General features: G+C 62.8%; 13 protein-coding genes. 10 read left to right on the plus strand and 3 right to left on the minus strand.

Annotation, left to right across the window (positions count from 1 at the left end):
• Positions 1 to 57: 57 nt before the first annotated feature.
• From AC3WK8_RS11705 to AC3WK8_RS11745, 9 genes are all read left to right on the plus strand, one after another.
• Positions 58 to 693, plus strand: coding sequence for an NADH:ubiquinone oxidoreductase subunit N (locus AC3WK8_RS11705; RefSeq protein ID WP_085598060.1), 636 nt, complete (start codon positions 58 to 60; stop codon positions 691 to 693).
• Positions 694 to 952: 259 nt separating this feature from the next.
• Positions 953 to 2,455: a YdgA family protein gene (locus tag AC3WK8_RS11710; RefSeq protein WP_103324802.1), complete on the plus strand. Its 1,503-nt coding sequence runs from the start codon at positions 953 to 955 to the stop codon at positions 2,453 to 2,455.
• Between the two features lie 282 nt (positions 2,456 to 2,737).
• Positions 2,738 to 5,215 carry a poly-beta-1,6 N-acetyl-D-glucosamine export porin PgaA gene (gene pgaA / locus AC3WK8_RS11715; protein ID WP_103324801.1) on the plus strand — a complete coding sequence of 826 codons (2,478 nt, stop codon included), beginning with the start codon at positions 2,738 to 2,740 and terminating at the stop codon, positions 5,213 to 5,215.
• Between the two features lie 12 nt (positions 5,216 to 5,227).
• A complete protein-coding gene (pgaB, locus tag AC3WK8_RS11720; protein ID WP_103324800.1) occupies positions 5,228 to 7,225 on the plus strand; it encodes a poly-beta-1,6-N-acetyl-D-glucosamine N-deacetylase PgaB in 1,998 nt (665 codons plus the stop codon).
• 3 nt (positions 7,226 to 7,228) lie between these two features.
• Entirely contained in the window at positions 7,229 to 8,578 is a 1,350-nt protein-coding gene (pgaC, locus tag AC3WK8_RS11725; RefSeq protein WP_085598065.1) for a poly-beta-1,6-N-acetyl-D-glucosamine synthase, read from the plus strand.
• Positions 8,578 to 9,090: a poly-beta-1,6-N-acetyl-D-glucosamine biosynthesis protein PgaD gene (gene pgaD / locus AC3WK8_RS11730; protein WP_085598066.1), complete on the plus strand. Its 513-nt coding sequence runs from the start codon at positions 8,578 to 8,580 to the stop codon at positions 9,088 to 9,090. Before pgaC ends, pgaD begins: the two co-directional genes overlap by 1 nt.
• Positions 9,091 to 9,667: 577 nt before the next feature.
• Positions 9,668 to 11,401 carry a ShlB/FhaC/HecB family hemolysin secretion/activation protein gene (locus AC3WK8_RS11735; protein ID WP_085598067.1) on the plus strand — a complete coding sequence of 578 codons (1,734 nt, stop codon included), beginning with the start codon at positions 9,668 to 9,670 and terminating at the stop codon, positions 11,399 to 11,401.
• A gap of 27 nt (positions 11,402 to 11,428) precedes the next feature.
• Positions 11,429 to 23,590 carry a two-partner secretion domain-containing protein gene (locus AC3WK8_RS11740; protein WP_103324799.1) on the plus strand — a complete coding sequence of 4,054 codons (12,162 nt, stop codon included), beginning with the start codon at positions 11,429 to 11,431 and terminating at the stop codon, positions 23,588 to 23,590.
• Positions 23,587 to 23,943: a hypothetical protein gene (locus AC3WK8_RS11745; RefSeq protein ID WP_103324798.1), complete on the plus strand. Its 357-nt coding sequence runs from the start codon at positions 23,587 to 23,589 to the stop codon at positions 23,941 to 23,943. Before AC3WK8_RS11740 ends, AC3WK8_RS11745 begins: the two co-directional genes overlap by 4 nt.
• 30 nt (positions 23,944 to 23,973) lie before the next feature.
• Here the strand turns inward: AC3WK8_RS11745 and AC3WK8_RS11750 are convergent, their stop codons facing one another.
• Positions 23,974 to 24,075, minus strand: a complete 102-nt coding sequence (locus AC3WK8_RS11750) for a SymE family type I addiction module toxin (RefSeq protein ID WP_103324813.1) — start codon at positions 24,073 to 24,075, stop codon at positions 23,974 to 23,976.
• A 215-nt stretch (positions 24,076 to 24,290) separates the two neighbouring features.
• Positions 24,291 to 24,467, minus strand: a complete 177-nt coding sequence (locus tag AC3WK8_RS11755) for a hypothetical protein (protein WP_158250052.1) — start codon at positions 24,465 to 24,467, stop codon at positions 24,291 to 24,293.
• A gap of 57 nt (positions 24,468 to 24,524) precedes the next feature.
• Here AC3WK8_RS11755 and AC3WK8_RS11760 point away from each other — a divergent pair, with 57 nt between their 5' ends.
• The gene (locus tag AC3WK8_RS11760) at positions 24,525 to 24,866 is read left to right on the plus strand and encodes a hypothetical protein (protein WP_146043257.1); all 342 of its coding nucleotides are present in this window, start codon (positions 24,525 to 24,527) and stop codon (positions 24,864 to 24,866) included.
• Here the strand turns inward: AC3WK8_RS11760 and AC3WK8_RS11765 are convergent.
• Entirely contained in the window at positions 24,822 to 25,415 is a 594-nt protein-coding gene (locus AC3WK8_RS11765) for a DUF4291 domain-containing protein (protein ID WP_256592268.1), read from the minus strand. The genes AC3WK8_RS11760 and AC3WK8_RS11765 overlap by 45 nt on opposite strands.
• Between the last annotated feature and the right edge of the window lie 12 nt (positions 25,416 to 25,427).

Genomic DNA, 25,427 nt, shown 5'->3' on the forward strand with positions numbered 1-25,427 from the left:
GCCGAGTGCCGGGCGCCTTGCCATGATCAAAGCGTGATGGCCATGGGGATTCCAATAATGAAAAACCCTTATGCTCCGGGCTTCTGGTGCGCGCTCTGCGCCCTGATACTGCTGTCTGCCACCTACTTCTACGGGGTCATGCTGGCCCACCAGATCGACAAGGCCATGGTGTTTCTCGACAGCGCCAGCGCCTTGATCGCGGTGATGGCCATCGGCGTGGTGGCGTGGTCCTCGTTCCAGAGCCAGAAAATCAAGAAGAGGCAGCTCGAGCAGAGCAAGACCCTGGTGGCCATCTGGGACACCAAGGTGGCCCTGCGCCGGGTCGAAACCGTTTTTGACCGATACTTCTGGGGTAGCTACTGGCAGCCCGGGCGGACCTTCGCCGAGGTCATGGGCGAACTCACCGGCACCCCGCTGGAAAAAAGCCTGGAGGCGCTGAAGGCGCAGTGCATGCGGCTCGACAAGCAAGCCGACGACGGCCACCACTGGCTGAGCAATGCCCGGGAGCTGTCGGATGTCGCCACGGCCATGGCCCGGGAGCGCTACCAACTGGATTTCTGCGACCCTCGTGGCGAGTCCCGAGGCAACAGCGCGGTGATCGATCGCGACTTCGAAGTGCTGGTCTACACCTGGAGCGCCCGGCTCAAGAGCTTCGACCATCAGCTCGATGCCCTCGAGCTCGAATTTTCCTAACGGCAAACTCCAAGCCACAAGCCACAAGCCACAAGCCACAAGCCACAAGCCACAAGCCACAAGCCTGGAGCCAGCGGGCCCCTGCCTTTTGCTTTCGCTTGGCGCTTGCGGCTTGAAGCTTGCAGCTGCACCACTGTTGCACTGCGCCCCACCGCCAATGCTAATCTGCGCCGGTTTCACGCGGAGTCGAGCCGCGACCCGTCATGGGTTCAGGGAAGACCAGCACACTTTCAAACTATGGATATCGATCGGGTCAAACATGAATAAGTCAGCAGGCGTACTGTTAGGAATCGTCGTCGCAGTGGGTGCAATCAGTGCCGGCGGCGCCTGGTACACCGGCACCAAGCTGGAAGGGGTTCTGCAGCAGCAGATCGTGGAGAGCAACAAGGAGCTGCAGGCAGCGCTGATCGGCTACGACGCCACTGCGACCCTGGAGCTGGTGTCCCTGGAGCGCGGTGTGTTCAGCAGCAACGCCCGCTATCGCTTGAAGGGCCAGGGCGAGTTGTTCCACGGTGACCTGGAACTGCTGATCGCCGACCATATCGAGCACGGCCCGCTGCCGTTCTCGCGCCTGGTTCGCTTCAAGTGGCTACCCGTCATGGCTTCCAGTCATTACGAGCTGGTGAACAACTCCCAGACCGACAAATGGTTTGCGGCCACCAAGGGCGCTGCACCGTTCAACGGCGTGGTCAATGTCGGTTATGACCTGTCCGCCGAGGGCACCCTGGATTTCGCTCCGATGGAACTGGCCCTGGATGAGCTGAACAACCTCAAGTTCTCTGGCCTGAACGCCACCTTCAGCGTCAGCGAGAATCGCCGCAAGGCCAAGGTCGACGGCTATATGGACAGCCTGGACCTGTTCCTCAGCTCGCCGGACAAAGCCCCGCTCAAGATGGAAATCAAAGGCTTGACCCTGGCCAGCAACCTGCACAAGAGCAGCTTCGACTACTACCTGGGCCAGAACACCCTGGAGCTCAGCGGCCTGAAGGCTACTTTCGGCGACAAGCAGTCGGTATTGACCCTGAAGAACTTCGAACAGAAGACATCCACTGAAGAAACCGGCAGCAACGTGGCCGGTCGCGCGGATTACCGTGTGGGCGAGATCGCCTTCGATGGCAAGGCCGTGGGTTCCGCCGAGATGCTCTGGAGCATGAAGGACCTGGACAGCCAGGGCATGCTGGAGCTGGTCCAGGTCTATCAGAACGTATTGCAGCCGTACCAAAAAACTGCCGCCGAGGCCTCGGCCAAGGGCGAAGAGGCACCTGAGCTGCAAATGAGCGAAGCCGAGGAGGCCAAGATCCGTGCGGCGGTGAACAAGGTCCTGGCCGCCAAGCCTCAGATCGCCCTGGAAAGCCTGGCGCTCAAGACCGGCAATGGCGAAAGCCGCTTCAGCCTGAGCCTGGACCTGGCCAAGCCGCAGAGCCTGGAGCTGCCCACCGCAGAGCTGGGCAAGCAGTTGATCAGCCAACTGGATGCCAAGCTGTCGTTGTCCAAGCCGATGGTTGCCGACGTGGCGGCCCTGCAGGCCCAGGCTGAAGGCATGACCGACGCCAAGCAGATCGCCGAACAGGGCGCCGCCACCGCGGAAATGCTCAGCGCCATGGCCGTTGCCACCCAACTGGCCAAGCTGGACGGCAACAACGTGGTCTCGGCGCTGCACTACGCCAACAACGAAGTGAACTTCAACGGCCAGAAGATGACGGTCGAGCAGTTCATTGGCTTCGTCATGAGCAGGGTAGCCGGCGCCGGCGCGCAGCAGTAAGCGACCGCCGCTCGATCGCCATTGGCGATCGGTTGCATCACCCTCGACGCCCGGTGCCGTGGATGCCACAGCCCGGGCGTCGTGCTGTCCAAGGCCCCGGTGCACGGGGCCTTGGGCACGTTTTGCCGATCTGATTCTGAATAATTATTGCGTCGCAATTTCTGAACTAACCTACGTGGAAGACTTCTCCCGGAAAGTTTCGCCGGGTCGCTTGGTCCCGGTCGCCGGGGCGTACAGGCGTGGACGCGGCACTCCGGCCAGCCATGTAAAGGTGCTGACGAAATGCAATGCACTGTTCATCCTGCTCGCCGCTTTGGCCTGCGCCCATTGTTTCGTCTGGCACTGTGCAGCCAACTGTTGTTGCCCGGGCTGGCGTTCGCCGACACCGCCTATGACCAACTGATCATCCAGGCCCGGGCGGGCAGTTATGCCCCGGCCCTGAGCCACTTGCGCCAGGTACCGGCCAACCAGTTGACCAACGGGCTGGTCAGCGACCACCTGCAGATCGCCAGCTGGGCCGGGTTGGATAGTGAAGTGGTGAATGTCTACGAGACCCAGGGGCGCAATCGCGTGCTGCCGGTGCAGGCCCTGACCGCCACCGCCCGGGCCTATCGCAACCTCAAGCAATGGGACAACGCCACCCGGCTCTATCGCCAGGCGCTGGAGCGCGACCCCAGGAACGCCGACCTGCAACTGGGCCTGGCGCTGACCCAGGCCGACGCTGGCCAGCCCGCAGAAGCCGTGGCCCGGGCCCGGGCGCTGGTGGCCGCCAAGCCGGAGGATCCGAACCGGCGCCTGGCCCTGGGCTACGCCCTGACCCGGGCCAACCAGCCCCAGGATGCCCTGGTGGAATACGACCAGGCCTTCGTCCGTGCCGGCGAGCGGCCCGACGTACTGCGCGAGTACATCTACGCCCTGCAGCGCGCCCGCCTGCCGGAGCCGGCCGTGCGCCTGGCGCACCAGCATCCCGGGTTGATCGATCCGGTCATCCAGCGGCGCATGGAAGCTGACCTGGCTGCCGAGCGGGTGCGCCTGTCGGAGCTGGCCAGCCGCAGCGAGAAGGAACGCTTCGTGGTGGCCGATCGCGCCCTCGCCGACTACGACACGCTGTTCGCCGCCTGGGGCAACGATCCCAAGGCCCAGGACGACGTGACCCGCTGGCGCATCGACCGCCTGGGGGCGCTCAAGTCCCGGGCGCGGACCGCCGAGGTGATCAGCGAGTACGAGCAACTGACCGCCGCCGGCGTGGCCATTCCCACCTACGCCCTGCGCTGGGTCGCTTCGGCCTACCTCGACCAGCGCCAGCCGGAGGTTTCCGCCGACCTGTACCGCAAGGTGCTGAGCGCCCCGGATGCCGACCGGGGCAACCGCGTCGAAGACACCACCGGCCTGTACTACTCGCTGCTGGAAAGCGAACAGCCCGAGGCGGCGCTGAAGGTGGCCACCGACCTGGCCAACAGCGAACCCCAGCGCATCCAGCTGGTGGGGCAGACGGTGGGCGATCCCAACGACGATTGGCTGGACGCGCAATTGCTGGCGGCCCAGGCCGGCACCTACGGCAATAACCTGCCTGACAGCGAGCAGCGCCTGGACGACCTGGCCACCAAGGCCCCGGGCGACGTCAATGTGCGCCTGGCCCAGGCCAACCTGTACCTGGCCCGGGAGTGGCCGCGCCGCTCCGAATACCTGCTCAAGGAGGTCGAAAGCGTGGCGCCGCGCGACGTCGCCCTGGAGGTTGCCCAGGGGCACACCGCCCAGGACCTGCAGGAATGGCGGCAGCTGGATGCCCTGACCGACGATGTGGTCGCGCGCTATCCGCAGAACCGCGCGGTGCAGCGCCTGGCCCGAGAGCGTGAGGTCCACGACATGGCCGAGCTGCGGGTCTCGACCTATGGCGGCAAGAGCAATGGCGGTGGCAACAACGGCGCCGGGGCGGTCTCCGGGAGCCGCGATTTCGGCATCGAGAGCCGGCTCTACAGCCCGCCCATCGATGAAGACTGGCGCGTGTTCGCTGGCGTCGGCTACGCCATGGGCGACTTCCAGGAGGGCAAGGGCAACCACCGCTGGCAGCTGCTAGGTGTGGAACGGCGCACCCGCGACATGACCCTGGAGGCCGAGGTCTCCAACCACTCCTACGGCTACGGCAACAAGACCGGCGCCCGCATAGCCCTGGCCCGGGACATCGACGACCATTGGCAGTACGGCGGCAGCCTCGACTACCTCACCGCCGCGACGCCGCTGCGGGCCCTCAAGAACGACATCAGCGCCAATGGCGGCAGCGCTTTCCTGCGCTGGCGCGCCAATGAAAGCCGGGAGTGGAAACTGTCCCTGAGCCCCTCGCACTTCAGTGATGGCAACAACCGTTTCGAAGCCCTGCTCACCGGCCGCGAAGGGGTGTACCGCTCTCCCGAAGTCCAGGTCGACCTGGGCCTGGAGGTCGGTACCAGCCACAACACCCGGGACGACGCGCCGTACTTCAATCCCAAGTCCGACTTCAGCGTCCTGCCGACGGTGAACGTCAACCATGTGCTCTACCACCGCTACGAAACCTCGTGGAGCCAGCAGTTCCAGTTCGGCGTCGGCACCTACAGCCAGCGCGACTATTCCACCGGCGGTGTCGGCCTGGTCAGCTACGGCCAGCGCTATAGCTGGAACGACGTGTTCGATATAGGCGCGGTGCTGAGCGTGATCAACCGACCCTACGACGGCGAGCGGGAAACCGACTTGCGCCTGGCCGTGGACCTTACCTATCGCTTCTAGAGGACGGTGACGATGAGCCTGATCGAGCGTTGCATCCTCTTGCTGGGCGCACTGCTGCTCAGTGCTTGTTCCCAGCCTGCCGCGGACTTCGTCGCCCCGGCGCAACGGCCGATGCCGAACAACGAAGCGCCCTGGCCGAAGAACCACGTGCTGGGCATCGCCTACCACGATATCGAGGATCGCAACCCGGACCAGCGCGTGGTGGCGGTGCGCACCGACCGTATGCTCCAGCAACTGGCATGGCTGCGCGAGAACGGCTACAAGCCGGTCACCGTGGACCAGATCCTGGCGGCCCGGCGGGGCGGCCCGGACTTGCCGGCCAAGGCCATCCTGCTGAGTTTCGACGACGGCTATTCGAGCTTCTATACCCGGGTCATGCCGGTGCTGCGCAGTTATCGCTGGCCGGCCCTCCTGGCCCCGGTGGGCACCTGGATCGACACCCCCGCCGACCAGCCGGTGAACTTCGCCGGCGACCTGCGGCCGCGCTCGCAATTCTTGACCTGGGCGCAGATCCGCGAGATCTCCCGCTCCGGCCTGGTGGAGATCGCCGCCCACACCGACAGCAGCCACCTGGGCATCCTCGGTAACCCCCAGGGCAACATGCAGCCTGCTGCTGCGACCCGGCGCTACGACCCGCGCACCGGACGCTATGAAAGCGAGGCGCAGTTCCAGGCGCGCATGCGCAAGGATGTGAGCACCATCTCGGACAAGATCCAGGCCGCCACCGGCTATCGTCCGCGGGTCTGGGTCTGGCCCTATGGCACGGCCGATGGCTCGACGCTGCAGGTGGTCGACAGCCAGGGCTTCAAGCTGGCGCTGACCCTGGACGATGGCCTGGACCGCCTCGACAACCTGATGAGCAGCCCGCGTTTCCTGGTGGTCTCGGACCCGGACGGCATCCATTTCTCCAACAGCATCGTCGGCGTCGAGACCGCGGCCCCAATGCGTGTGGTGCACGTGGACCTGGACAACGTCTACGACCCGGACCCCAAGCAGCAGGAGATCAACCTCGGCAAGCTGGTGCAGCGCATGGCCGACCTGGGGGCCAATACCGTGTTCCTCCAGGCCTTCGCCGATCCCAAGGGCGACGGGCTGGTGCAGTCGCTGTACTTCCCCAATCGCCACCTGCCGATGCGTGCCGACCTGTTCGACCGGGTCGCCTGGCAACTGCGCACCCGCTCCCACGTCAAGGTCTATGCCTGGATGCCGGTGCTCAGTTTCGACCTGGACGCCAGGCTGCCCCGGGTCACGCGCTGGGACCCGCAAACCGGCCAGGTGGCGGTCGATCCGAAGCAATACCGGCGCCTGTCGCCTTTCGACCCGCAGGTCCGCCGCCTGATCGGCGACCTGTACGAGGATGTGGCACGCATGACCTCGGTGGACGGCATCCTGTTCCATGACGACGCCGTGCTCTCGGACTTCGAGGACGCCAGCCCCCAAGCCTTGCGTGCCTATGCCGCCCAGGGCTTGCCAGGCTCCATCGCCGGGCTGCGCGACGACCCCGCAGCGCTGCAACGCTGGACCCGCTTCAAGAGTCGTTACCTGATCGACTTCACCCATGAACTGGCGGCCAAGGTCCGGGCGATCCGCGGGCCCCAGGTGCAGACCGCGCGCAACCTGTTCGCCGAGCCGATCATCAATCCCCAGAGCGAAACCTGGTTCGCCCAGAACCTCGACGATTTTCTCGCCAGCTATGACTGGACCGCGCCCATGGCCATGCCGTTGATGGAAGGGCAAAGCCCACGGCACTCCGGGCCCTGGCTGGAAGCCCTGGTGGATCAGGTGCGCACCCGCCCCGGTGCCTTGCAGCGCACGGTATTCGAACTCCAGGCCCGGGACTGGACCCAGAAGCCCGCCAGCGATTTACCGGCCGGGCAGATGGCCGACTGGATGGGCCGGCTCAAGCGCCAGGGCGCTATCAACTTCGGTTACTACCCGGACAACTTCCTCGAGAACTCACCGGACCTGAAGACCTTGCGGCCCGCGCTCTCCAACAAATGGAGTCCATGAATCATGCTGGATCGTATCTTCGCTGTAGTGGTCTTGGCCTTGGTCATGGGGGTGCCCCTGGGCCTGATCTTCGTGGTGACTGGCGAATTCCTCATGGATTTCGTCTTCTACTACCCATTGTTCATGTCGGCGCTGTGGATCGCCGGGGGCCTGTATTTCTGGCTGCACTGGGAGCGGCACTGGCCTTGGGACGACGAGACCTTGCCGCCACCGCTGGCCGGCGAGCCGCTGATCAGCATCCTCATCCCTTGCTACAACGAGGGGGATAACGTCGCCGATACCATCCAGGCCGCCCTGGCCCAGCACTATCCGAACATCGAAGTGATCGCCATCAACGATGGCTCCAAGGACAACACCGGGCAGATCCTCGACCAGTTGGCCGCCCTCGACCCCCGCCTGCGGGTACTGCACCTGGCGCAGAACCAGGGCAAGGCGGTGGCCCTGCGCATGGGCGCGGTGGCGGCCCATAGCGAATACCTGGTGTGCATCGACGGCGATGCGTTGCTGGCGCCCAACACGGCGGCCTACCTGGTGGCGCCGATGCTGGATAACCCACGCCTGGGCGCGGTGACCGGCAACCCGCGCATTCGCACCCGCTCGACCCTGGTGGGCCGGGTGCAGGTGGGCGAGTTCTCCTCGATCATCGGCCTGATCAAGCGTACCCAGCGGGTGTTCGGCAAGGTCTTCACCGTCTCCGGGGTGATCGTCGCCTTCCGCCGCACGGCGCTGCATCGGGTGGGCTACTGGAGCCCGGACATGATCACCGAGGACATCGACGTCAGCTGGAAGCTGCAGCTGGACCATTGGTATGTGTTCTTCGAGCCCCGCGCCCTGTGCTGGATCCTGATGCCCGAAACCCTGCGCGGCCTGTGGAAGCAGCGGCTGCGCTGGGCCCAGGGTGGCGCCGAGGTGCTGTTCAAGAACATCCGTGGCATCTGGGAATGGCGGCATCGCTACCTGTGGACCCTGTTGTTCGACTATTGCCTGTCCACCGGCTGGGCCTTCACCTTCTTGCTGTCGGTGATCTTCTGGGCCCTGGGCAAGTTCATCGTCATGCCCGAGGCCATCGCGGTGCACACCATCGTGCCGCCGGCTTTCACCGGCCTGGTGCTGGCGATGGTCTGCCTGACCCAGTTCGCGGTGAGCATCCTGATCGACCGCCGCTACGAGAAGGACCTGTGGAAAACCATGTTCTGGGTGGTCTGGTATCCCCTGGCGTTCTGGTTCATCAGCCTGTTCACCACCCTGGTGAGCTTTCCCAAGGTGTTGTTCAGCGAGCACCGCAAGCGCGCGCGCTGGATCAGCCCGGACCGTGGGATCAAGCCCATCGATGACAAAGAGGAGGCGCGCTGATGAAAATCATCCGCACCCGCCAGCGCCCCTTCCTGGTGATAGTCGATGTCTTCTTCACCCTCGTGGCCTGGGGCGCGCTTCTCTATTTACTGGTCCGCGGGCTGTGGCCGTTGCTCTACACCCACGAAGGGCCCAGGTTCGAGGCCGGTGTACTCGATGCCCTGACCACCTTGCAGTTCTATGGGTTGGTGGCGGTGATCAACGCGGTGCTGCTGATCTCCTGGGCCCGCTATCGCCAGCGGCGCAGTCGCAAGTACCCGCCACGCCTGCCGGCCCCGGCGGTGGACGACAAGCGCCTGAGCGAGACCTTCAAGCTCAGCGACGAGACCTTCGCCCAGATGCGCCAGCCCGGCAGCCTGATCGTGCACAACGATGCGGAGGGCGGCATCAGCCATGTCACCACCCAGTTCTACCGCATCCAGCCCGAGGCCCAGCCTCACCCGCCCCTGGTAGCGGAGCCGCCACCACGGGTGATCCACCTGCGCTCGGAGGGGGATGAGGGCAAGACCTAGCGCGATGACCATGACCGATCCACCCGCATGGCTGGTTTGAAATGAATAACCCGGGCTTTGAGGCCCGGGTTTTTTATTACCGTTCGTCGGCAATCCGGGGGCGCAGTGAGAAATTTATAATCTTGTTTTATATCAACTAGTTAATTTGATTTTTTAGGGGGTTTCCGAAAAACAGTAAATTATTGACGCCATGGGTGACTGCTGACTGTTTGCCCGGATATGCTCTGCAGCGCTATTCGCCAACATGTACGCCAGAGTTTCAAGCAACCTGGAAGTGCCTGTGCCTGAAACCGAAATGCCGCTGTCAATGCACCGCTTTTTTTGCGGGTAAATCCCCGGGATCAAAGGGGTTGCCGGTGTTTTGCAGGGCTGGTTCGAATAGCGGATAACACTTTGATATATATGTTTTTTTCATGTTCATGGTGACTATTTAGAGCATTCTTTTGTTCGCCATGGATCATTCTTATAGACAGGAAAGTGTTCAGTCTAAGTTGTCGATAGTTAATTGACGCCTCAATGGTGGCAAATTAGCATCGCCCGCTTTGTTGACTCTTGCTGCTGTTTCGAAGGATCGAACATGTATTTTCCTACCCTCGGGATGAGGTTGTGTTGTGTGCTGTCCTGCCTGGTGTTTTTGGCCGGCTCACTGAACAGTGTCTCTGCCGCTCCGCTGAACAATCCTGGTGACCAGGACCTGATTCGCGAGCGCCAGAACCGCCTGCTGGAAGAGCAGCAACGGCGCCTCGAAGACCTCAAGGACCTGCCTGGCAAGAGCGCGCTGCCCGTGGCGCCGACGGCCCCGACCGACAGCCGCTGCTTCCCCATCGAACACATCGAGCTCAAGGGCGCCGACGCCCTGTCCGCCACCGAGCGCGAACGCCTGCTCAAGCCCTACATCGGCCAGTGCCTGGGCGTGGCCCAGCTCAACGAGTTGCTCAAGGTCATTACCGACCACTACATCGCCAAAGGCCTTGTCACCAGTCGTGCCTACCTGCCGCAGCAGGACCTGTCCCGCGGGCACTTGCAGGTGCTGGTGGTTGAGGGCCGCCTTGAAGGCTTGAAGGCGGCCGAAGGCAGCAGGCTCACGGCGCGCGAGCTGGACATGGCGTTTCCCGGGAGTGTCGGGCAACTGCTCGACCTGCGGCAGATCGAGCAGATGGTCGACCAGCTCAACCGCCTGCCGTCGAACCAGGCACAGATGGAACTGGCCCCCGGCCAGGCGGTGGGCGGCAGCGAGGTGCTGGTCAAGAACACCCCGCAAAAGCCCTGGCGGGTCGGTCTGTCCCGCAGCAACGACGGGCAGAAGAGCACCGGCGAGCAGCAATGGGGCAGCTCCTTGGAATGGGACAGCCCCCTGGGCCTGGCTGACCAGCTGGTGCTGCGCGGCGGCCATGACGCCATCAGCGACCACCAGAAGACCTCGCGCAATGCGATGCTCTACTACAACCTGCCGCTGGGCTGGTGGAACCTGAACTACAGCTACAGCCAGAGCGAGTACCGTTCCCTGGCCCAGGGCCAGGGCTTCAACTTCAAGCAGACCGGCGACAGCCAGAACCACCAATTGCGCGTGGAGCGGGTGATCCATCGCGACTCGGTGAGCAAGACTTCGCTCAACGCCGGCCTGACCCACCTGCGCACCAACAACTACATCGAAGACAGCAAGCTGAGCACCAGCAGCAACCGCTTGAGCGAAGTGCAGTGGGGCATCAACCATGGCCGGCGCATTGGCGGGGCCTTCGTCAACCTCGACCTGGGGCTGCAAGAGGGGGTCGGCCTGTTCGATGCCCAGCGCCAGTCCGAGCGCGACCGGTACGGCAACCGCCAGGCCAACGCCCGCTACCGCAAGTACACCGCCACCGCCAGCTACCTGCAGCCGTTCAAGCTGTGGGACGAGTCCCTGGTGTTCAGCAGCCTGGTCACCAGCCAGCGCAGCGAAGACATCCTGTTCAGCTCCCAGCGCTTGAGCCTGGGCAGCCAGTCCTCGATCCGCGGCTACAAGGACCAGAGCCTCAACGGCGACAGCGGCTACTACTGGCGCAACGACCTGCGCTGGAGCCGCCCGGTGACCTGGGACTGGCTGCGCCCGGTGTTCGCCGAGTACGGCACGGGGCTGGGGTATGACGTGGGTGCCATTCGCCACGACCGCTACAACGCCGAGCAGCACGGGCGGGTGTCCAGCGACTCCATCGAGTTGTTCGCCCGTGGCCAGCACCTCGCCGCCAGCGTGACCTTCGCCCATTCCCTCGAGCGGCCAGATGCCCTGAGTGACCGCGAAGCCCCGATCTATTTCCGCCTGGATCTTTTTCTCTAATTTCGCTCTTTACCCGAGATACCCGACATGGACGTTCGTCAGTTTGCCTTCCTGGCCCGCCAGCCCTCCGCCGCCCTGCAATCGCGTGATTCGTTCTGGGGCCTGCCCAAGCGTGGCCTGGCGTTCATCCTGGCCAACATGATGTTCTGGCAGCCGCTGGTGGTGATGGCCGACGGCATCGTGGTCAACGGCAGCGGCACCACGCTCGGCCAGGCGGGCAATGGCGTGCCTGTCGTCAACATCGCCACGCCCAATGGCGGCGGGTTGTCCCACAACAAGTTCAGCGACTACAACGTCGGCCAGCAGGGCGTGATCCTCAACAACGCCACCGACCGTACCCAGTCCACGCAACTGGGCGGGATCATTCTCGGCAACCCCAACCTGGGTGGCCGCGCGGCCAATGTGATCCTCAACGAGGTCAACGGCGGCAGCCCCAGCCAGCTCAAGGGCTACACCGAAGTGGCGGGGCAATCGGCCCATGTGATCGTCGCCAACCCCTACGGCGTCACCTGCAATGGCTGCGGCTTCATCAACACCCCGAAAACCACCCTGACCACCGGCAAGCCGGTGATCGAGAATGGCCAATTGCAGCGCTACCAGGTGGACCAGGGCAGCGTGGCCATCGAAGGTGCGGGGCTCAACGCGAGCAATATCGACCAGTTCGAGATCATCACCCGCAGCGCCAAGGTCAACGCCCAGATCCAGGCCCGGCACCTGGCGCTGGTCACGGGCGCCAACGACGTCGACGCCCAGACCCTCAAGGCCACCGCCCGGGCCGCCAACCCGGCGGATTCCCCGCAACTGGCCATCGACTCCTCGGCCCTGGGCGGCATGTACGCCGGGGCGATCAAGCTGGTGGGCACCGAAGCCGGCGTGGGGGTGAAGCTCGACGGCAAGCTGATCGCCAGCGGTGGCGATATCCAGCTCGACGCCAACGGCCAGTTGCGCATGGCCCAAGTGACGGCCGACAAGGGCGCAGTGGCGATCAAGGCCCAGGGCCTAAAGACCCAGGGCGCGGTGTATGCCGGGACCGAACTGAAGGTTGAAACCCAGGGCGACCTGCACAACCGCAACAACCTGGTGGCCCGGGACCGCATCACGCTCACCAGCGGCGGCACCTTGAACAACCAGGGCATCATCGAGGCCGGGGTCAATGCCGACAACAGTCGCAATGCCCAGGGCGATTTGAGCCTGCGTGCGCAGAGCCTGAACAACGCCGGCAAGAGCCTGGTGGCCAGCCGTGATCTGAGCGTGACCACCACGCAAGCCCTGGACAACCAGGGCGGCACCCTCAGCGGGCAGCGCCAGGTCACGGTCAATGCCGGGACCCTGGACAACCGCCACCAGGGCCGGGTGCTCAGCGCCGGTAACGCCGACCTGACTGCCGGCCAGCTGCTCAATACCCAGGGTGGTCTGGTCAACAGCGCCGGCCAGTTGAACGCCCGGGCCTCAGCCCTGGACAACCGGCAGGGCGAACTCTCGAGTCTGGCTGGCCTGAAGCTGCAAGTGGCGACGCTGGACAACGTCGCCGGGCTGGTCACGGCCGGTACCCAGTTGCACCTGAACGTCGACGGGGCCCTGAACAACCAGGGTGGCCAGCTCACCAGCCTGCAGACCCTGGACCTCAAGGCCGGGCAGGTGGACAACCGTGACGCAGGACGCATCGCCAGCAACAACAAGCTGACGGCCAGCCTCACGACGCTGGATCAGCGTAATGGCGGACGCCTGACCAGCACCACGGCGCTTGACCTGAATCTGAACCAGGGCTTTCTGAACAATCAGGGGGGCTTGATTCGTGGTCCGCGCCTGGTCCTGAACAACCTGGCGCAGGTCAGCAACCAGGACGGCGAGATCTCCAGCGCCCAGGCGTTCACGCTGAACGCCCAGGGGCTGGATAATCGCGGCGGCGAACTGCTGAGCGACCAGGGCCTGACCCTGCGCCTGGATCAGGCCCTGAACAACGCCGGCGGCCTGATCTCGGCCAAGGGCCTGACAGTCCGGGCGGCCGCGCTGGACAACAGTTCCGGCACACTCACCAGCCAGAACGCGCTGAACCTGAACCTGGACGGCGCCCTGACCAACCACGAAGGGGAGCTGTCCAGCGGCGCCGATGGCGAACTGCACGCGGCCAGCCTGGACAACCACGCGGGCAAGCTGATCAGCGAAGCGCGCCTGACGGCTATCGTCGCCGGCCTGCTGGACAACCAGGGCCAGGGGCAAGTCAGTGCCCAAGGAGCACTGGCGATCCAGGCGGGCAGTTTTGACAACCGTCAAGGCCACCTCATTGGCCAGGACCTGCTCACTCTCGACAGCGCGCTACTGGACAACCGCCACGGCAAGGTCAGTGCCGGGCAGCGCCTGCAACTTAACGTCGGCCATCTGGATAACCGTCTCAACGGCCTGCTGCTGGGGCGCTCGGCGGTCAACTACCTGGGCACGACACTGGACAACCGGGGCGGCTTGCTAAGCGGCGCCGGGCCGGTACAGCTGGATGCTGCGCTGGTGGAAAACGCCGGTGGCCGGGTGGCTAGCCAGCAAGACCTGAACGCCAATGTCGAACGTTTCAATCAGCAAAAAGGTGAGTTGGTGGCCCAGGGCAACCTGAGCCTGGCAGGTCGTGTCCTGGATAATCGTGAGGGCGGGCTGGTCGGCGCAACAAAAGCGCTGGAACTCAAGGTCGATGACATCGACAACCAAAGCGGGAGCCTGTCTGGCTCCACCGGGGTGAAGGTCAATGGCGCGCGCCTGGACAACAGCGGCGGCAAGCTGCTGACCGACACGGACCTGACGCTGCAGGTTGCGCAACTGATCAACCAGAGCCAGGGCCTGGTCTCCGGCAAGGGCCAGGTGACCGTGCAAGGCCAACGCCTGGATAACCGCGAAGGCACCGTCTCCGGGGAGAAAGGCCTGGCGCTGCACCTGAGTGGCAAGCTGGACAACACCCGGGGCGTGCTCACCACTGAAGGCGCCTTAGGGGCCAGTGCCGCCAGTGTGGATAACTCCACCGGCAAGTTCTCCAGCGCCGGCGCCCTGACCCTGGCCAGCAGCGGAGCCCTGGACAACCGGCAGGGTTCGATCAGCAGTGCCGGTGGCCTGGGGCTTGGCAGCTCCAGCCTCGATAACCGTCACGGCCTGCTCGATGCCAAGGGCCCGGCAACGGTGACCACCGGAGCCTTCGACAACACCGCCGGCGGTCGCCTGGTCAGCCTCGACAGCCTCGAACTCAAGGCCGGGCAAGTCAGCAATGGCGCCGACAGCCGCATTGCCAGCGATGGAGCGCTGACGGCCAGCGTCAGCGGTTTCGATCAGCAGGGCGGCCAGTTGTTCAGCAAGACCTCGCTGAGCCTGGACCTGAACAACGGTCAGTTGAACAACCGCCAGGGGCTGATCAACGGCCCGTTGCTGATGTTGAAAAACCTCAATGGCGTCGACAACCGCAACGGTGAGATCTCCAGTAGCCAGGCCTTTGTCTTGGCCGCCAACACCCTGGATAACAGCGCCGGCAAACTCATCAGCCAGCAGGCCCTGACCCTGCGTATCGAACAGGCCCTGGCCAACCTCAAGGGCCAGGTGTCCGCGGCGGCCTTGCAGGTGCGCAGTGCCAGCCTGGATAACCGCGACGGCATGCTTAGTAGCCGTGGCGCGACGACAGTGGCCGTCGATGGCGTGTTGCTCAACCAGGGCGGCAGCCTGATTGGCGATGGCCTGACCCGGCTCGATGCCGCCAGCCTGGATAACACCCATGGCCAGGTTTCCAGCAAGAGCGATGTGTTAGCTCGGGTGGGGCAAGCCAGCAACCACAACGGCCTGCTGCTGGCCGATGGTTCGCTCACGCTTGAAGGCGCCGGCCTGGACAACCGCAACGATGGACTGGTCCGAGCGACCCAGGGCGTGGAGCTTAAGGTCGCCGAGATCGATAACCGGGGCGGTGAAATCTCCAGCAAGGCGAATGTGCATCTCAAGGGGCGGCAACTGGATAACAGCGATGGCGGCCAGGTGGTCGCCGGGCAGGCCTTGGACCTGACGCTGTCCAGCATTCTCAACCGCCAGCAGGGCAAGCTGCAGGCGCAGACCGCGCTGGCCCTGAGCGGGACCAGCCTGGACAACACCGGCGGCAGCTTGAGCAGCCAGGAAGATGTCGCCCTGGAGCTTGCCGGGGACCTGCTCAACGACCAGGGGTCGTTGAGCAGCGAGGGCCGGTTGACGGTCAACACTGCCAATCTGCATAACAACCAGGGCGTGCTGTCCAGCGCCGGGCAGTTGGGTATCACCAGTCTTGGCCTGGTGGACAACCGAGGCGGGCAACTGGTGAGCGATGCTGGCCTGGTCTTGTACAGCGCCAGCCTGGATAACACTCGACAGGGAATCTTGAGCAGCGCCCAGGCCCTGCGGATCACCACCGGGACCTTCGACAACAGCCAGGGCGGCCATGTCAGCGCTCGCAACACCCTCGATATTCAGGCCGGCCAGCTGATCAACCGCGATGGCGGCCAGCTCACCAGCAACCAGGCGCTGAGCGCTACGGTCACTGGCCTCGACCAGCAGGGTGGCAAGCTGTCCAGCAACAGTGCTGTGACGCTCGACCTGAATCACGGCCAATTGAACAACCAGGGCGGCCTGATCAACGGCCCGCTGCTGAACCTGAAGAACCTCAAGGGCGTGAACAACCAGGGGGGCGAGATTTCCAGCGCCCAGGGCTTTGTCCTGGCGGCCGAGCACCTGGACAACGGTGCTGGCAAGCTGCTCAGCAACCAGGCCCTGACCCTGCGCGTCAGCCGGGAACTGAACAACCTCAAGGGGCTGATCGCCGCCCAGTCCATCGATGGCCGCGCCGCCAGCCTGGACAACAGCGGCGGCACGCTGACCAGCCGCAGCGACCTGCTGCTGAACATCGATGGCCAGTTGGGCAACCGCCAGCAAGGGCTGATCAATGCCACCCGTACCCTGACGCTCGGCAGTACCGGCCTGGACAACCAGCAGGGCACCTTGACCGCCGCCGCCATTGGTCTCGACCTCGGCGCCGGCGACCTGAACAACAATTCGGGCCTGATCAGCAGCACCGGTGTCCTGACCCTCGAGCACCTGCGGGACCTGGACAACCGCCAGGGTGAAATATCCACCACGCAGCAGCTGGAGCTGGCCGGGCGCCGGCTGGACAACGACGCCGGCACATTGATCAGCCACCAGGGCCTGAGCCTGAACGCCGGCCAGATGAGCAACCGTGGCGGCCTGATGTCTGGCTGGCAAGGGGTGAAGATCGATGCCGCGAACCTGGACAACCGCAACAACGGTACGGTCTCCAGTCGCTACGGCAAGCTCGAGGCCCATGTCGCCAACGACCTGCTCAACCGTGACGGCGGGGCACTGGTCAGCCAGCAAGGCCTGAGCGTCAGCGCCGCCAACCTCGACAACAGCGAGCGCGGCGTACTCTCCAGTGCGGGCGGACAACGCCTGAGCGTCAGCGGGCGACTCGATAACAGCCAGGGCGGCCTGATCGACAGCGGCGCCGACCTGGACCTGCAGGCCCAGACCCTGGTCAATGCCGCAGGCACGATCAACGCGCAGCAGCAACTGAGCGTGACCGGCACCCACCTGGATAACAGCGCGGGCACCCTGGCCAGTAATGGCGCGGTGACCCTCGACCTGCTGGGTGCCCTGGTCAATACCCGGGGCAAGCTGGCCAGCGCCGAGCAGCTATTGCTCAAGCGCGCCAGTCAGGTCGACAACCAGGGCGGCGAGCTGATCAGCCAGGGGCTGCTGAGCCTTGCCGCCGGCAGCCTGGACAACCGCAACCGCGGTACTGTCGCGGCCAATGGCGCCTTGCTCCTGAACATCGACGCAGCCTTGCAGAACAGCACCGACGGCTTGCTCCACAGTCGCAACGCGGATGTGAAGCTCAAGGCCGGCAGCCTCGACAACGTGGCCGGTGTGATCCAGGGCCGGACGGCCCTGGACCTCGATGTACAGGGCGCCTTCGACAACCGGCGCGGCAAGGTCATCGCCGAAACCGCCGACCTGAGTCTTGCGGCCGCAACCATCGACAACCGTGGCGGCACGCTCTCCAGCCTCAAGGGCGCCTTGCAAGGCAAGGCCCTGGGGGGCTGGCTGCGCAATGACTTCGAGCAGGACAACCCCCGCCAGGGCGGAATCATCCAGGCCCAGGCGCTGAGCTTGAGCAGCGCCAGCCTGAACAATCATGGCGGTCGTCTCGCGGCGCAAAGTGGCGACACCACCATCACCACCGGGGATTTCGACAACCGCGACGGCGGCGTGTATGCCCAGCAAGCGGTCAAGGTCAACGCCGCCAGCTTCGACAACAGCGGCGATGTGCGTGGCCAGGTCGCGGGCAACCGGATCGACTTCGACCTCAGCGGTGCGCTGAACAACCAGCGAGGCATCCTGGAAAGTGCCCAGACCCTGAACATCCGCGCTGCCAGCCTGGACAACCGCGGTGGGCAACTGCGGGCGCTGGGCGCAGAGGGCCGCACCGGCTTGCAGATCGCCGGGGCATTCGATAGCCGTGCCGGCAAGCTGGAGACCGCCAACCGCGACCTGACCCTGGATGTCGGCAGCTTCCAGAACCAGGGCGGCAGTGTCTTGCACGCCGGCACCGGCACCTTCGATATCAGCACCGACAACCTGACCCGGGCCGGGGGCAACCTCGTGACCCGGGGCGGCCTGACCCTGGACACCGACACCTGGACCAACAGCAGCGTGATCCAGGCCGGCCGCCTGACCCTCAACGTCAACACCCTCAACCAGACTGCAGAAGGCCAGCTGCTGGCGTCCGAAAGCCTGGTGGGGCGCGGCGGCAACTGGTCCAACGATGGCCTGATCGCCAGTGATGGCAGCCTCGACCTGACCCTGGCTGGGAGCTATGGCGGCAGTGGCCGGACCAGCAGCCAGGGCAGCCTGGACCTGAGCGCCGCACAGTTGAACCTGGCCAGTGCCGGCAGCCTGGCGGGTGGCGGTCGGACCTCGATCGACGTACTCGGGCAGATGAGCAACCTGGGGCGCGTAACCTCTAGTAGCGACCTGCACATCAAGGCCGACACCGTGCTCAACCAGGGCACCCTGGCCGGCGCCCAGGGCTTGACGGTGAAGGCCCGCAGCTTGAGCAACGGCAGCCTGGAAACCAACGGTGGCGGGCTGCTGTTCAGCGGCGCCGACATGGACCTGCAGGTTACCGAGCTGACCAACAACCGCAGCGACATCTACAGCCTGGGCAACCTGGTGGTGGCTGGCCGTGACAGCGCACGGGCCGCCAGGATGGAGAACATCTCCGGCACGCTCGAATCCCAGGGCAACATGCAGCTCGATGTCCAGGAGCTGATCAACCGCAAGGAAAAGATCGACTACAACAAGGAGTTCGTCTCCGGAAACATCACCGTCTCCAACTACTACTCGGGCAGCAAGCACCGGCAGACCAACTACTACGCCCGGGAGACCTTCCGCAACGTCATCAAGGAGGACTCGCCACAGTCCCTGCTCCACGCAGGAGGCAACCTGACGGTCCGGGGCGGCGACATCACCAATACCAACAGCACCCTCAGTGCGACGGGGAACATCAGCATCGATGCTGACAACCTGCTCAACAAGGGCGACGTAGCTGGGGAATCCGTCCGCACCCGGATGTGGTATTCCGGTTGGGCCAAGAAAAAGAGCGATTACGCCTTCAGTGGCGGCTACGTTGCCTCCTACAACGCGCAGACGACCCCGACGCCTATCTCCGAGCAAGCGTTCAACAACTACACCTCCGCCTGGGGCGGCGGCCTGGTCAGTGACGTCACCACCGATTCGCAGGTCGTGGGAGGCGCGATCTCCCCGGCCATCATCCAGGCAGGCGGGGCGATCTCGATCAAGGCCAGCCAGACGCTGGTGAACAGCTCGGTGACCGAATCCAAGCGTCCTGACCGAACCTCGCAGCCCGGGGTCGATACTTCGGTGCGCGGTGGTGTCGAACCGGTGGTCGTGAAGCTCAATGCACAACTGCCGCCAGACCTGGCCCAGCAGCAGGTCAACCCGCTGACCCTGCCAGGGTTCAGCCTGCCCTCGGGCCAGAACGGCCTGTTCCGCTTGAGCCAGCAAGACGGCAGCACCGCCACGGGGGCCGCGCCCCAGCAGTGGAGCATGGGCAGCGCCCAGGTCAGCAACGTGCAGCACCAGAAGGCCGTGCCCACGGGCGTGGAACGAGAGGTGGCGATCACCGGCTCGACCCAGCTCCAGGCCCAGGCGCTGGAGTCACTCCAGGCCAATCGCCAGAAGGGTGAGCGCGCGACCGGCGCCACGGCGATCACTGTCGCAACGCCCGGTATCGAGACAGGCCCGTTGGGGCGGACCACGGTTGCCGATAGCCAGCCAACCGCGACCTTGAGCAACCAGGCCTCCGACCCTGGCTTGCTGAACATCAACCGCGTGCAGGGGTTGCCGGAGCGCTCCCCGGCGGCTCAGCCGCACAAGTACCTGATCGAAACCAACCCGGTGCTGACCGACCTCAAGCAGTTCATGAGCTCGGACTACCTGTTGTCCAACCTGGGCTACAACCCGGACGACAGCGCCAAGCGCCTGGGCGACGGCTTCTACGAACAGAAGCTGATCCAGCAAGCGGTAACCGCCCGCACCGGCCAGCGCTTCATCAATGGCCAGGACACCGACGAGAAGCTGTTCAAGTACCTGATGGACAACGCCATCAAGAGCAAGCAGCAGCTCAACCTGGCGGTGGGCGTGAGCCTGACCTCCGAGCAGGTGGCGGCCCTGACCCATGACATCGTCTGGCTGGAAAGCACCGAAGTGAATGGCGAGCAGGTGCTGGTGCCGGTGCTCTACCTGGCCCACTCCAACAACCGCCTGGCGCCCAATGGCGCGCTGATCGCCGGCAGTGACCTGAATCTGATCGCCGGGAAGAACCTGGACAACGCCGGCACCCTGCGGGCCACCCACAACCTCTCGGCCCAGGCCGGGCAAGACCTGGTCAACAGTGGCCTGATCGAAGCCGGCGACCGCCTCGACCTGCTGGCCGGCAACACCCTGGTGAACAAGGCCGGCGGCATCATTGCCGGGCGTGACGTGAGCCTTAGGGCCAGCCAGGGGGATATGATCAACGAGCGCACCGTCACCGGCCTCGACAGCGGCATTGGCGATCATCGCTTCCACAACGATTTGCTCGACAGCAGCGCACGGATCGAAGCGGCCAACCAGTTGAGCGTGGATGCCGGTCGCGACCTCCTCAACAACGGCGGCAGCCTGAAAAGCGGCGCCGACCTGAGCCTCAAGGCCGGTCGTGACATCCGCATCGCCTCCGTCGAGAAAATCGACAGCGCCGACCAGGGCGCCCATCACCGCAGCCAGACCATCGCCCAGTCTGGCTCCACCGTGGAAGCCGGACGCGACCTCAAGGCCCAGGCGGGCCGTGACCTTACTGCCATCGCCAGCCAGATCGAGGCCAAGCGCGACATCAACATGACCGCTACCGAGAACCTGACCCTGGCCTCGGCAGCCGATGAAGAGCACGCCTATAGCAAGACCAAGAAGGTCACCCGCCAGCAAGACCAGGTCAAGCAAGTGGGCACCAGCGTCAAGGCGGGTGGAGATGTAAGTTTGGGGGCGGGGCAGGATCTGACCCTGATCTCCAGCCGGATCAGTGCTGGTGATGATGCGTACTTGGTAGCGGGTGACAAGCTGGAGCTACTGGCCGCCCAGGACAGCGAATACTCGCTGTATGACATGAAGAAAAAGGGGAGTTGGGGAGCCAAGAAAACCAAGCGCGATGAAGTGACCAAGGTCACCCATGTCGGGAGTGAGATCAGTGCTGGTAGCAACCTGACCCTCAAGAGTGACGGTGACCAGAAATATCAGGCTGCCAAGCTTGAGAGTGGCAAGGACATCTCGTTGGAAAGTGGTGGTGCCATCACCTTTGAAGGGGTGAAGGATCTGCATCAGGAGAGCCACGAAAAGACAAATAACAATGCCTTCTGGGTCTCGTCCAAAGGTAAGGGCAACACCGATGAGACCCTGCGTCAGAGCCAGATAATGGCTGCTGGCAACATCGCAATCAAAGCCGTCGATGGTTTGAAAATCGATGTTAAGCAAGTCAACCAGGAGACGGTCAGCCAAAGCATCGATGCGATGGTCAAGGCTGATCCACAGTTGGCCTGGTTGAAACAGGCCGAAGCTCGTGGCGATGTGGACTGGCGGCAGGTGAAGGAAATCCACGATTCCTTCAAGTACAGCCATTCGGGGCTCGGGCCTGCGTCGCAAATCATCATTGCGATTGTGATGGCGGCAGTTGTAGGCCCCATGGCGGCAGGCGCAATGGGGGGAGCCACTACCGGGGCAGTTGCTGCCGGGACCATTTCGTCGACTACAGCAAGCGGCTTGTCAGCCGCAGCAGGTGCTGTCGCGGCAGGTGCAGCCACCAATGCTTCAGTCAGCGTGATCAACAATCGCGGCGACCTGGGGGCAGTATTCAAGGACGTAACCTCCTCGAATGCAATGAAGGGGTATGTGATCTCGGGTGTGACAGCAGGGCTGACCAGTGGTGTTTTTGATAAGTGGACCGGCACTGAAACCAATACGGCCATAGGAAAGGTCATCACCCAGCCTTCTTTGAGCACATGGAGTGGTGTTGGACAGTTTGCTGCTAATCAGACGCTACAGAGCGGTACCTCCATGTTGTTGAGCAAGGCACTGGGGCAGGGTGGTAGTGCCAGCGATGCCTTGAAAGGAGCCTTGTTCAATACTTTGGCGGCGGCGAGCTTCAACTTGGTCGGCGACTACACTAAAGATGTTTTGGCGGACGGCTCGTTACCTAAGGTTGCGGTTCACGCGATGGTCGGTGGACTGCTGGCCAAGGCAACCGGAGGTGATTTCAGGACCGGTGCCCTGGCAGCGGGAGCAAATGAGGCAGTGGTCGTCTATTTGGACGATTTGGTGCGTGGCAATAAAGACCTGCTGAGCATGAGTTCGCAGATCGTGGGGGTGTTGGCAGCAGCCGGGCAGGCAGATGCTGATGCGGCCAAGATGGAGAAGGGTGGTTGGGTTGCGAAGAATGCGACCCAGTACAACTGGTTGCTACATAGAGAAATAGAGGCAGCAGATCAAGCACGTGAAGGCTGTAAGGCTCGGGGTGGAGATGTTGCAGCTTGTCAAAATAGAATTACCAAGGCCATGGATAGCCTGGATCAGGCTCGAAATTTTGAACGGACTGAACAGGCCCGTCTGGTACAGCTGGCGGCTTATCAAGAGGGCATGACTCCAGCGGAACACCAACAGGCTTTAGACCGCTACTGGAGCGGGATTGATAAAAGTCAGGTTGTTTGGTCCGGATATGGTCCTGCGAAAGAGTGGGGGTACATTGCTAGTGAGATGGGGTCAGGTTTTGTTGATGCGGCTATCAACTGGCCTGGCAAGGTTTACGAAAGTACTGTCAATACCCTGAATCATTTGACGGATATTCCGGGCCACATTGTTCAGACAGGCAAAGAAGGTATTGACTGGCTTAACAGTCCGATACCAGCACAAAGCCTTGAGCGTGCTGGTGATCAGTTGCTATTTTCGACGCCGGATCAGTTAGGCGGTATAGTTTTTGACTCAGCTACCGGAGCAATTACCGCAGGTATCGGTGGCAAGGCAGTCGAGTGGGTTGGTGGGAAGTGGGTTGCTGCGGCAAAAGGTGAAGGGGCTGTAGGAGAAGCGGCGGGTGCTGTTCCTAAAAATCCTTTACTTGCTGATTCGATATCTAGAAACGGTGATCGTCTAGTTGTGAACCAAGGGCCAGTGCCTACTTGTGGTCACAATTCATGTGGGATGGTTTTGAACACCATGGGTAAAGAAGTTGATATAGGGACTCTTGTCCAAAGACTGCCCCCTTCTGAGAAAGGAATATTTACTCAGAATGTTGCTGATTTGATGAAGTCTGAAGGTGTTCCTGCAAGTGCCTTTGGAAACAGAAATGTTGCTGACTTAACTAGATACACCTCAAGTGGGACTCCTGTAGTTGTGCGTATAGCTGACAAGACAGGAGGCTCTGATTTCTCTCATTTTGTAGTGGTAGATGGAGTCACAACTAGAAATAACATTCCAGTTGTTGCTATTCGTGACCCTCATGGCACGCAATACTTCAGTCCTGTCACCACTTTTGAAAAAAGCTTTACGGGTGAGGTTGTTGTTCCTCGGAGTGCGTTGAAATGAATTTAAGTATTGAATTTCCATCTGATATGAGAACTGAGCAATTGCTCAGGCAGGTACGCATCCCCTGCTTGTGCAGGATCTCTAGCAAGTTTGAGGTTTCTTTTTCAGATACTGTTCCTATTTCATATGGAGTCGTATTGGAGTGGGATCGTAAGGAATTGGAGTTAAGAGCTGTTGCAGGGGGAGGAGGCCAATACACACACTATGCGAATAGCCTGATTACTTTAAGAGAGATTAAAGCCAATCTTTACAAGATTATTGATCTAGAAATGTTTTACACAGATTTTGGATGGTGCGTTGTTTTGAAAGATGGTGAATATGCGCCGCCAGGTAATTTCTGGGATGAAGAATAAAATATCCCCGGCCAAGCCGGGGATTTTTTCTTACTCCGCCTTAATCACCAAACACCCCTTCATCACTCGAACTTTAACGTCCTCATTCACCTCAAACCCCGCTTGCCGTAGCCACGGCCCTCGCAGCCTGATTCAGGGCACGGGCCGGACGGTGGCGTAGTCATTGTCCTTGTCGTTGGACGGGTAGAAATCGGCGGCGATGGTGGCGAAACGTTCAGTTTTGGCAGGGCTGCCCTAAGATCGGCCTTAGCCATGATTCAGCTCCTTATTAGCTGCTTGTGGTTAGCGGGACGGAGGTGTTGTCGCACCCTCGGCCCGCGCTTTTGTATTCCTTCTGTATTACTCGGTCAGTTGCTGGTTTGCGGCGTATCGCCGCCCATGATCCGCGATGCCTGATATTTAAGAATCATCCCATCGAGCAGGGGATCGATTACCGACTTCTCTTGTTCGGGCATGTTGCTGACGGCCACGAACCGCAGGCGCAAATCGTCGGACGGCCCTTGTTCCCCTTCGGCAAACACCAACTCATCTCTCCTGCAGGCGCAAATAACTATGCTCAGGGGCTCGCTAGTTCGGGGGTTATGCTTGCCCTGGTTGGCGCACTGGCTTATCAAGCGTCCACACCTGAAAACCAAGAGCGGATGCGTAATGCCGCCAACTCTATGGTTAAAAGTGCTAGTCATGGTGTCTCTGTAAAAGCGGAGGAGGCGCAGAGTCGGCTAAGGGTTTCAATGGCGCTTTGGGAATTGGTAACTGTTATGCCGTTCCCAATTCACCTGCTTGATGATGAAAACAGAAAGCTGGTCAATCCGATTGTTGATGCCTCAGGCAGGAATCCCACCAGTGGCGGCTATGCTGAAGATGGCGCGCCAGGCGGTTTACGCAGCAGGGCCCGCCATGGGGTATTCGCGTTCCTGGGGTAGCAGGCGCCGCGCCTCTTCCAGGTCGCCAGCCAGCACCCGCTCATGGATGCGATGCGCCAGCGGCGTGACGTCGCTGATGCGCTGGATCCACTGGTTCACGTACAAGCCCACCGCTTCCTGGCCAAGGCCGATCTGGATGGCCCGGTGTTCCTGGGGCCGCAGGTGCAGGTCGCGCTCCGGGTCCCACTGGATGCGCACCGGCGACTGGTCTTTCAACTGCAACCATTGCTCCTTGCTCAGCCCCTCCTCGGCGTGGCTCGGGCAGCTGTGGGCCAGGGCCCATTCGAAGCCCTCGCGGCTGATGTCGATGGCCAGGATGCGGCTCTGCCCAGCGTCTTTGAAGCCCCAGCCGGCGCGATACATCATCCAGAGGAAGGAGGGCTTTATCCAGGTTATGCGTTCCATCTTGAACGGTGGCGAGACGAAGGTGCCATGGGCCAGCGCCGCATCGGCAATGCTTGCCGAGTAGGCCTGGTAGACGCGCAGGGTGCAGGCGTCGTAGACCGCCCGGATCTGGCGCAGGGGGATGTTGTCGGCCATTGCAGGCATGGTGTTTCCTTG

The organism is Pseudomonas sp. FW507-12TSA (assembly GCF_058781435.1).

Bases quoted from the DNA above. Each gene is read 5' to 3' on its own strand.
- AC3WK8_RS11705 (WP_085598060.1), top strand. From the start codon at position 58: ATGAAAAACCCTTATGCTCCGGGCTTCTGGTGCGCGCTCTGCGCCCTG.
- AC3WK8_RS11765 (WP_256592268.1), bottom strand. From the start codon at position 25,415: ATGCCTGCAATGGCCGACAACATCCCCCTGCGCCAGATCCGGGCGGTC.
- AC3WK8_RS11735 (WP_085598067.1), top strand. From the start codon at position 9,668: ATGTATTTTCCTACCCTCGGGATGAGGTTGTGTTGTGTGCTGTCCTGC.
- AC3WK8_RS11760 (WP_146043257.1), top strand. From the start codon at position 24,525: ATGCTTGCCCTGGTTGGCGCACTGGCTTATCAAGCGTCCACACCTGAA.
- AC3WK8_RS11710 (WP_103324802.1), top strand. From the start codon at position 953: ATGAATAAGTCAGCAGGCGTACTGTTAGGAATCGTCGTCGCAGTGGGT.
- AC3WK8_RS11740 (WP_103324799.1), top strand. From the start codon at position 11,429: ATGGACGTTCGTCAGTTTGCCTTCCTGGCCCGCCAGCCCTCCGCCGCC.
- AC3WK8_RS11745 (WP_103324798.1), top strand. From the start codon at position 23,587: ATGAATTTAAGTATTGAATTTCCATCTGATATGAGAACTGAGCAATTG.
- pgaB (WP_103324800.1), top strand. From the start codon at position 5,228: ATGAGCCTGATCGAGCGTTGCATCCTCTTGCTGGGCGCACTGCTGCTC.
- pgaD (WP_085598066.1), top strand. From the start codon at position 8,578: ATGAAAATCATCCGCACCCGCCAGCGCCCCTTCCTGGTGATAGTCGAT.
- pgaA (WP_103324801.1), top strand. From the start codon at position 2,738: ATGCAATGCACTGTTCATCCTGCTCGCCGCTTTGGCCTGCGCCCATTG.
- pgaC (WP_085598065.1), top strand. From the start codon at position 7,229: ATGCTGGATCGTATCTTCGCTGTAGTGGTCTTGGCCTTGGTCATGGGG.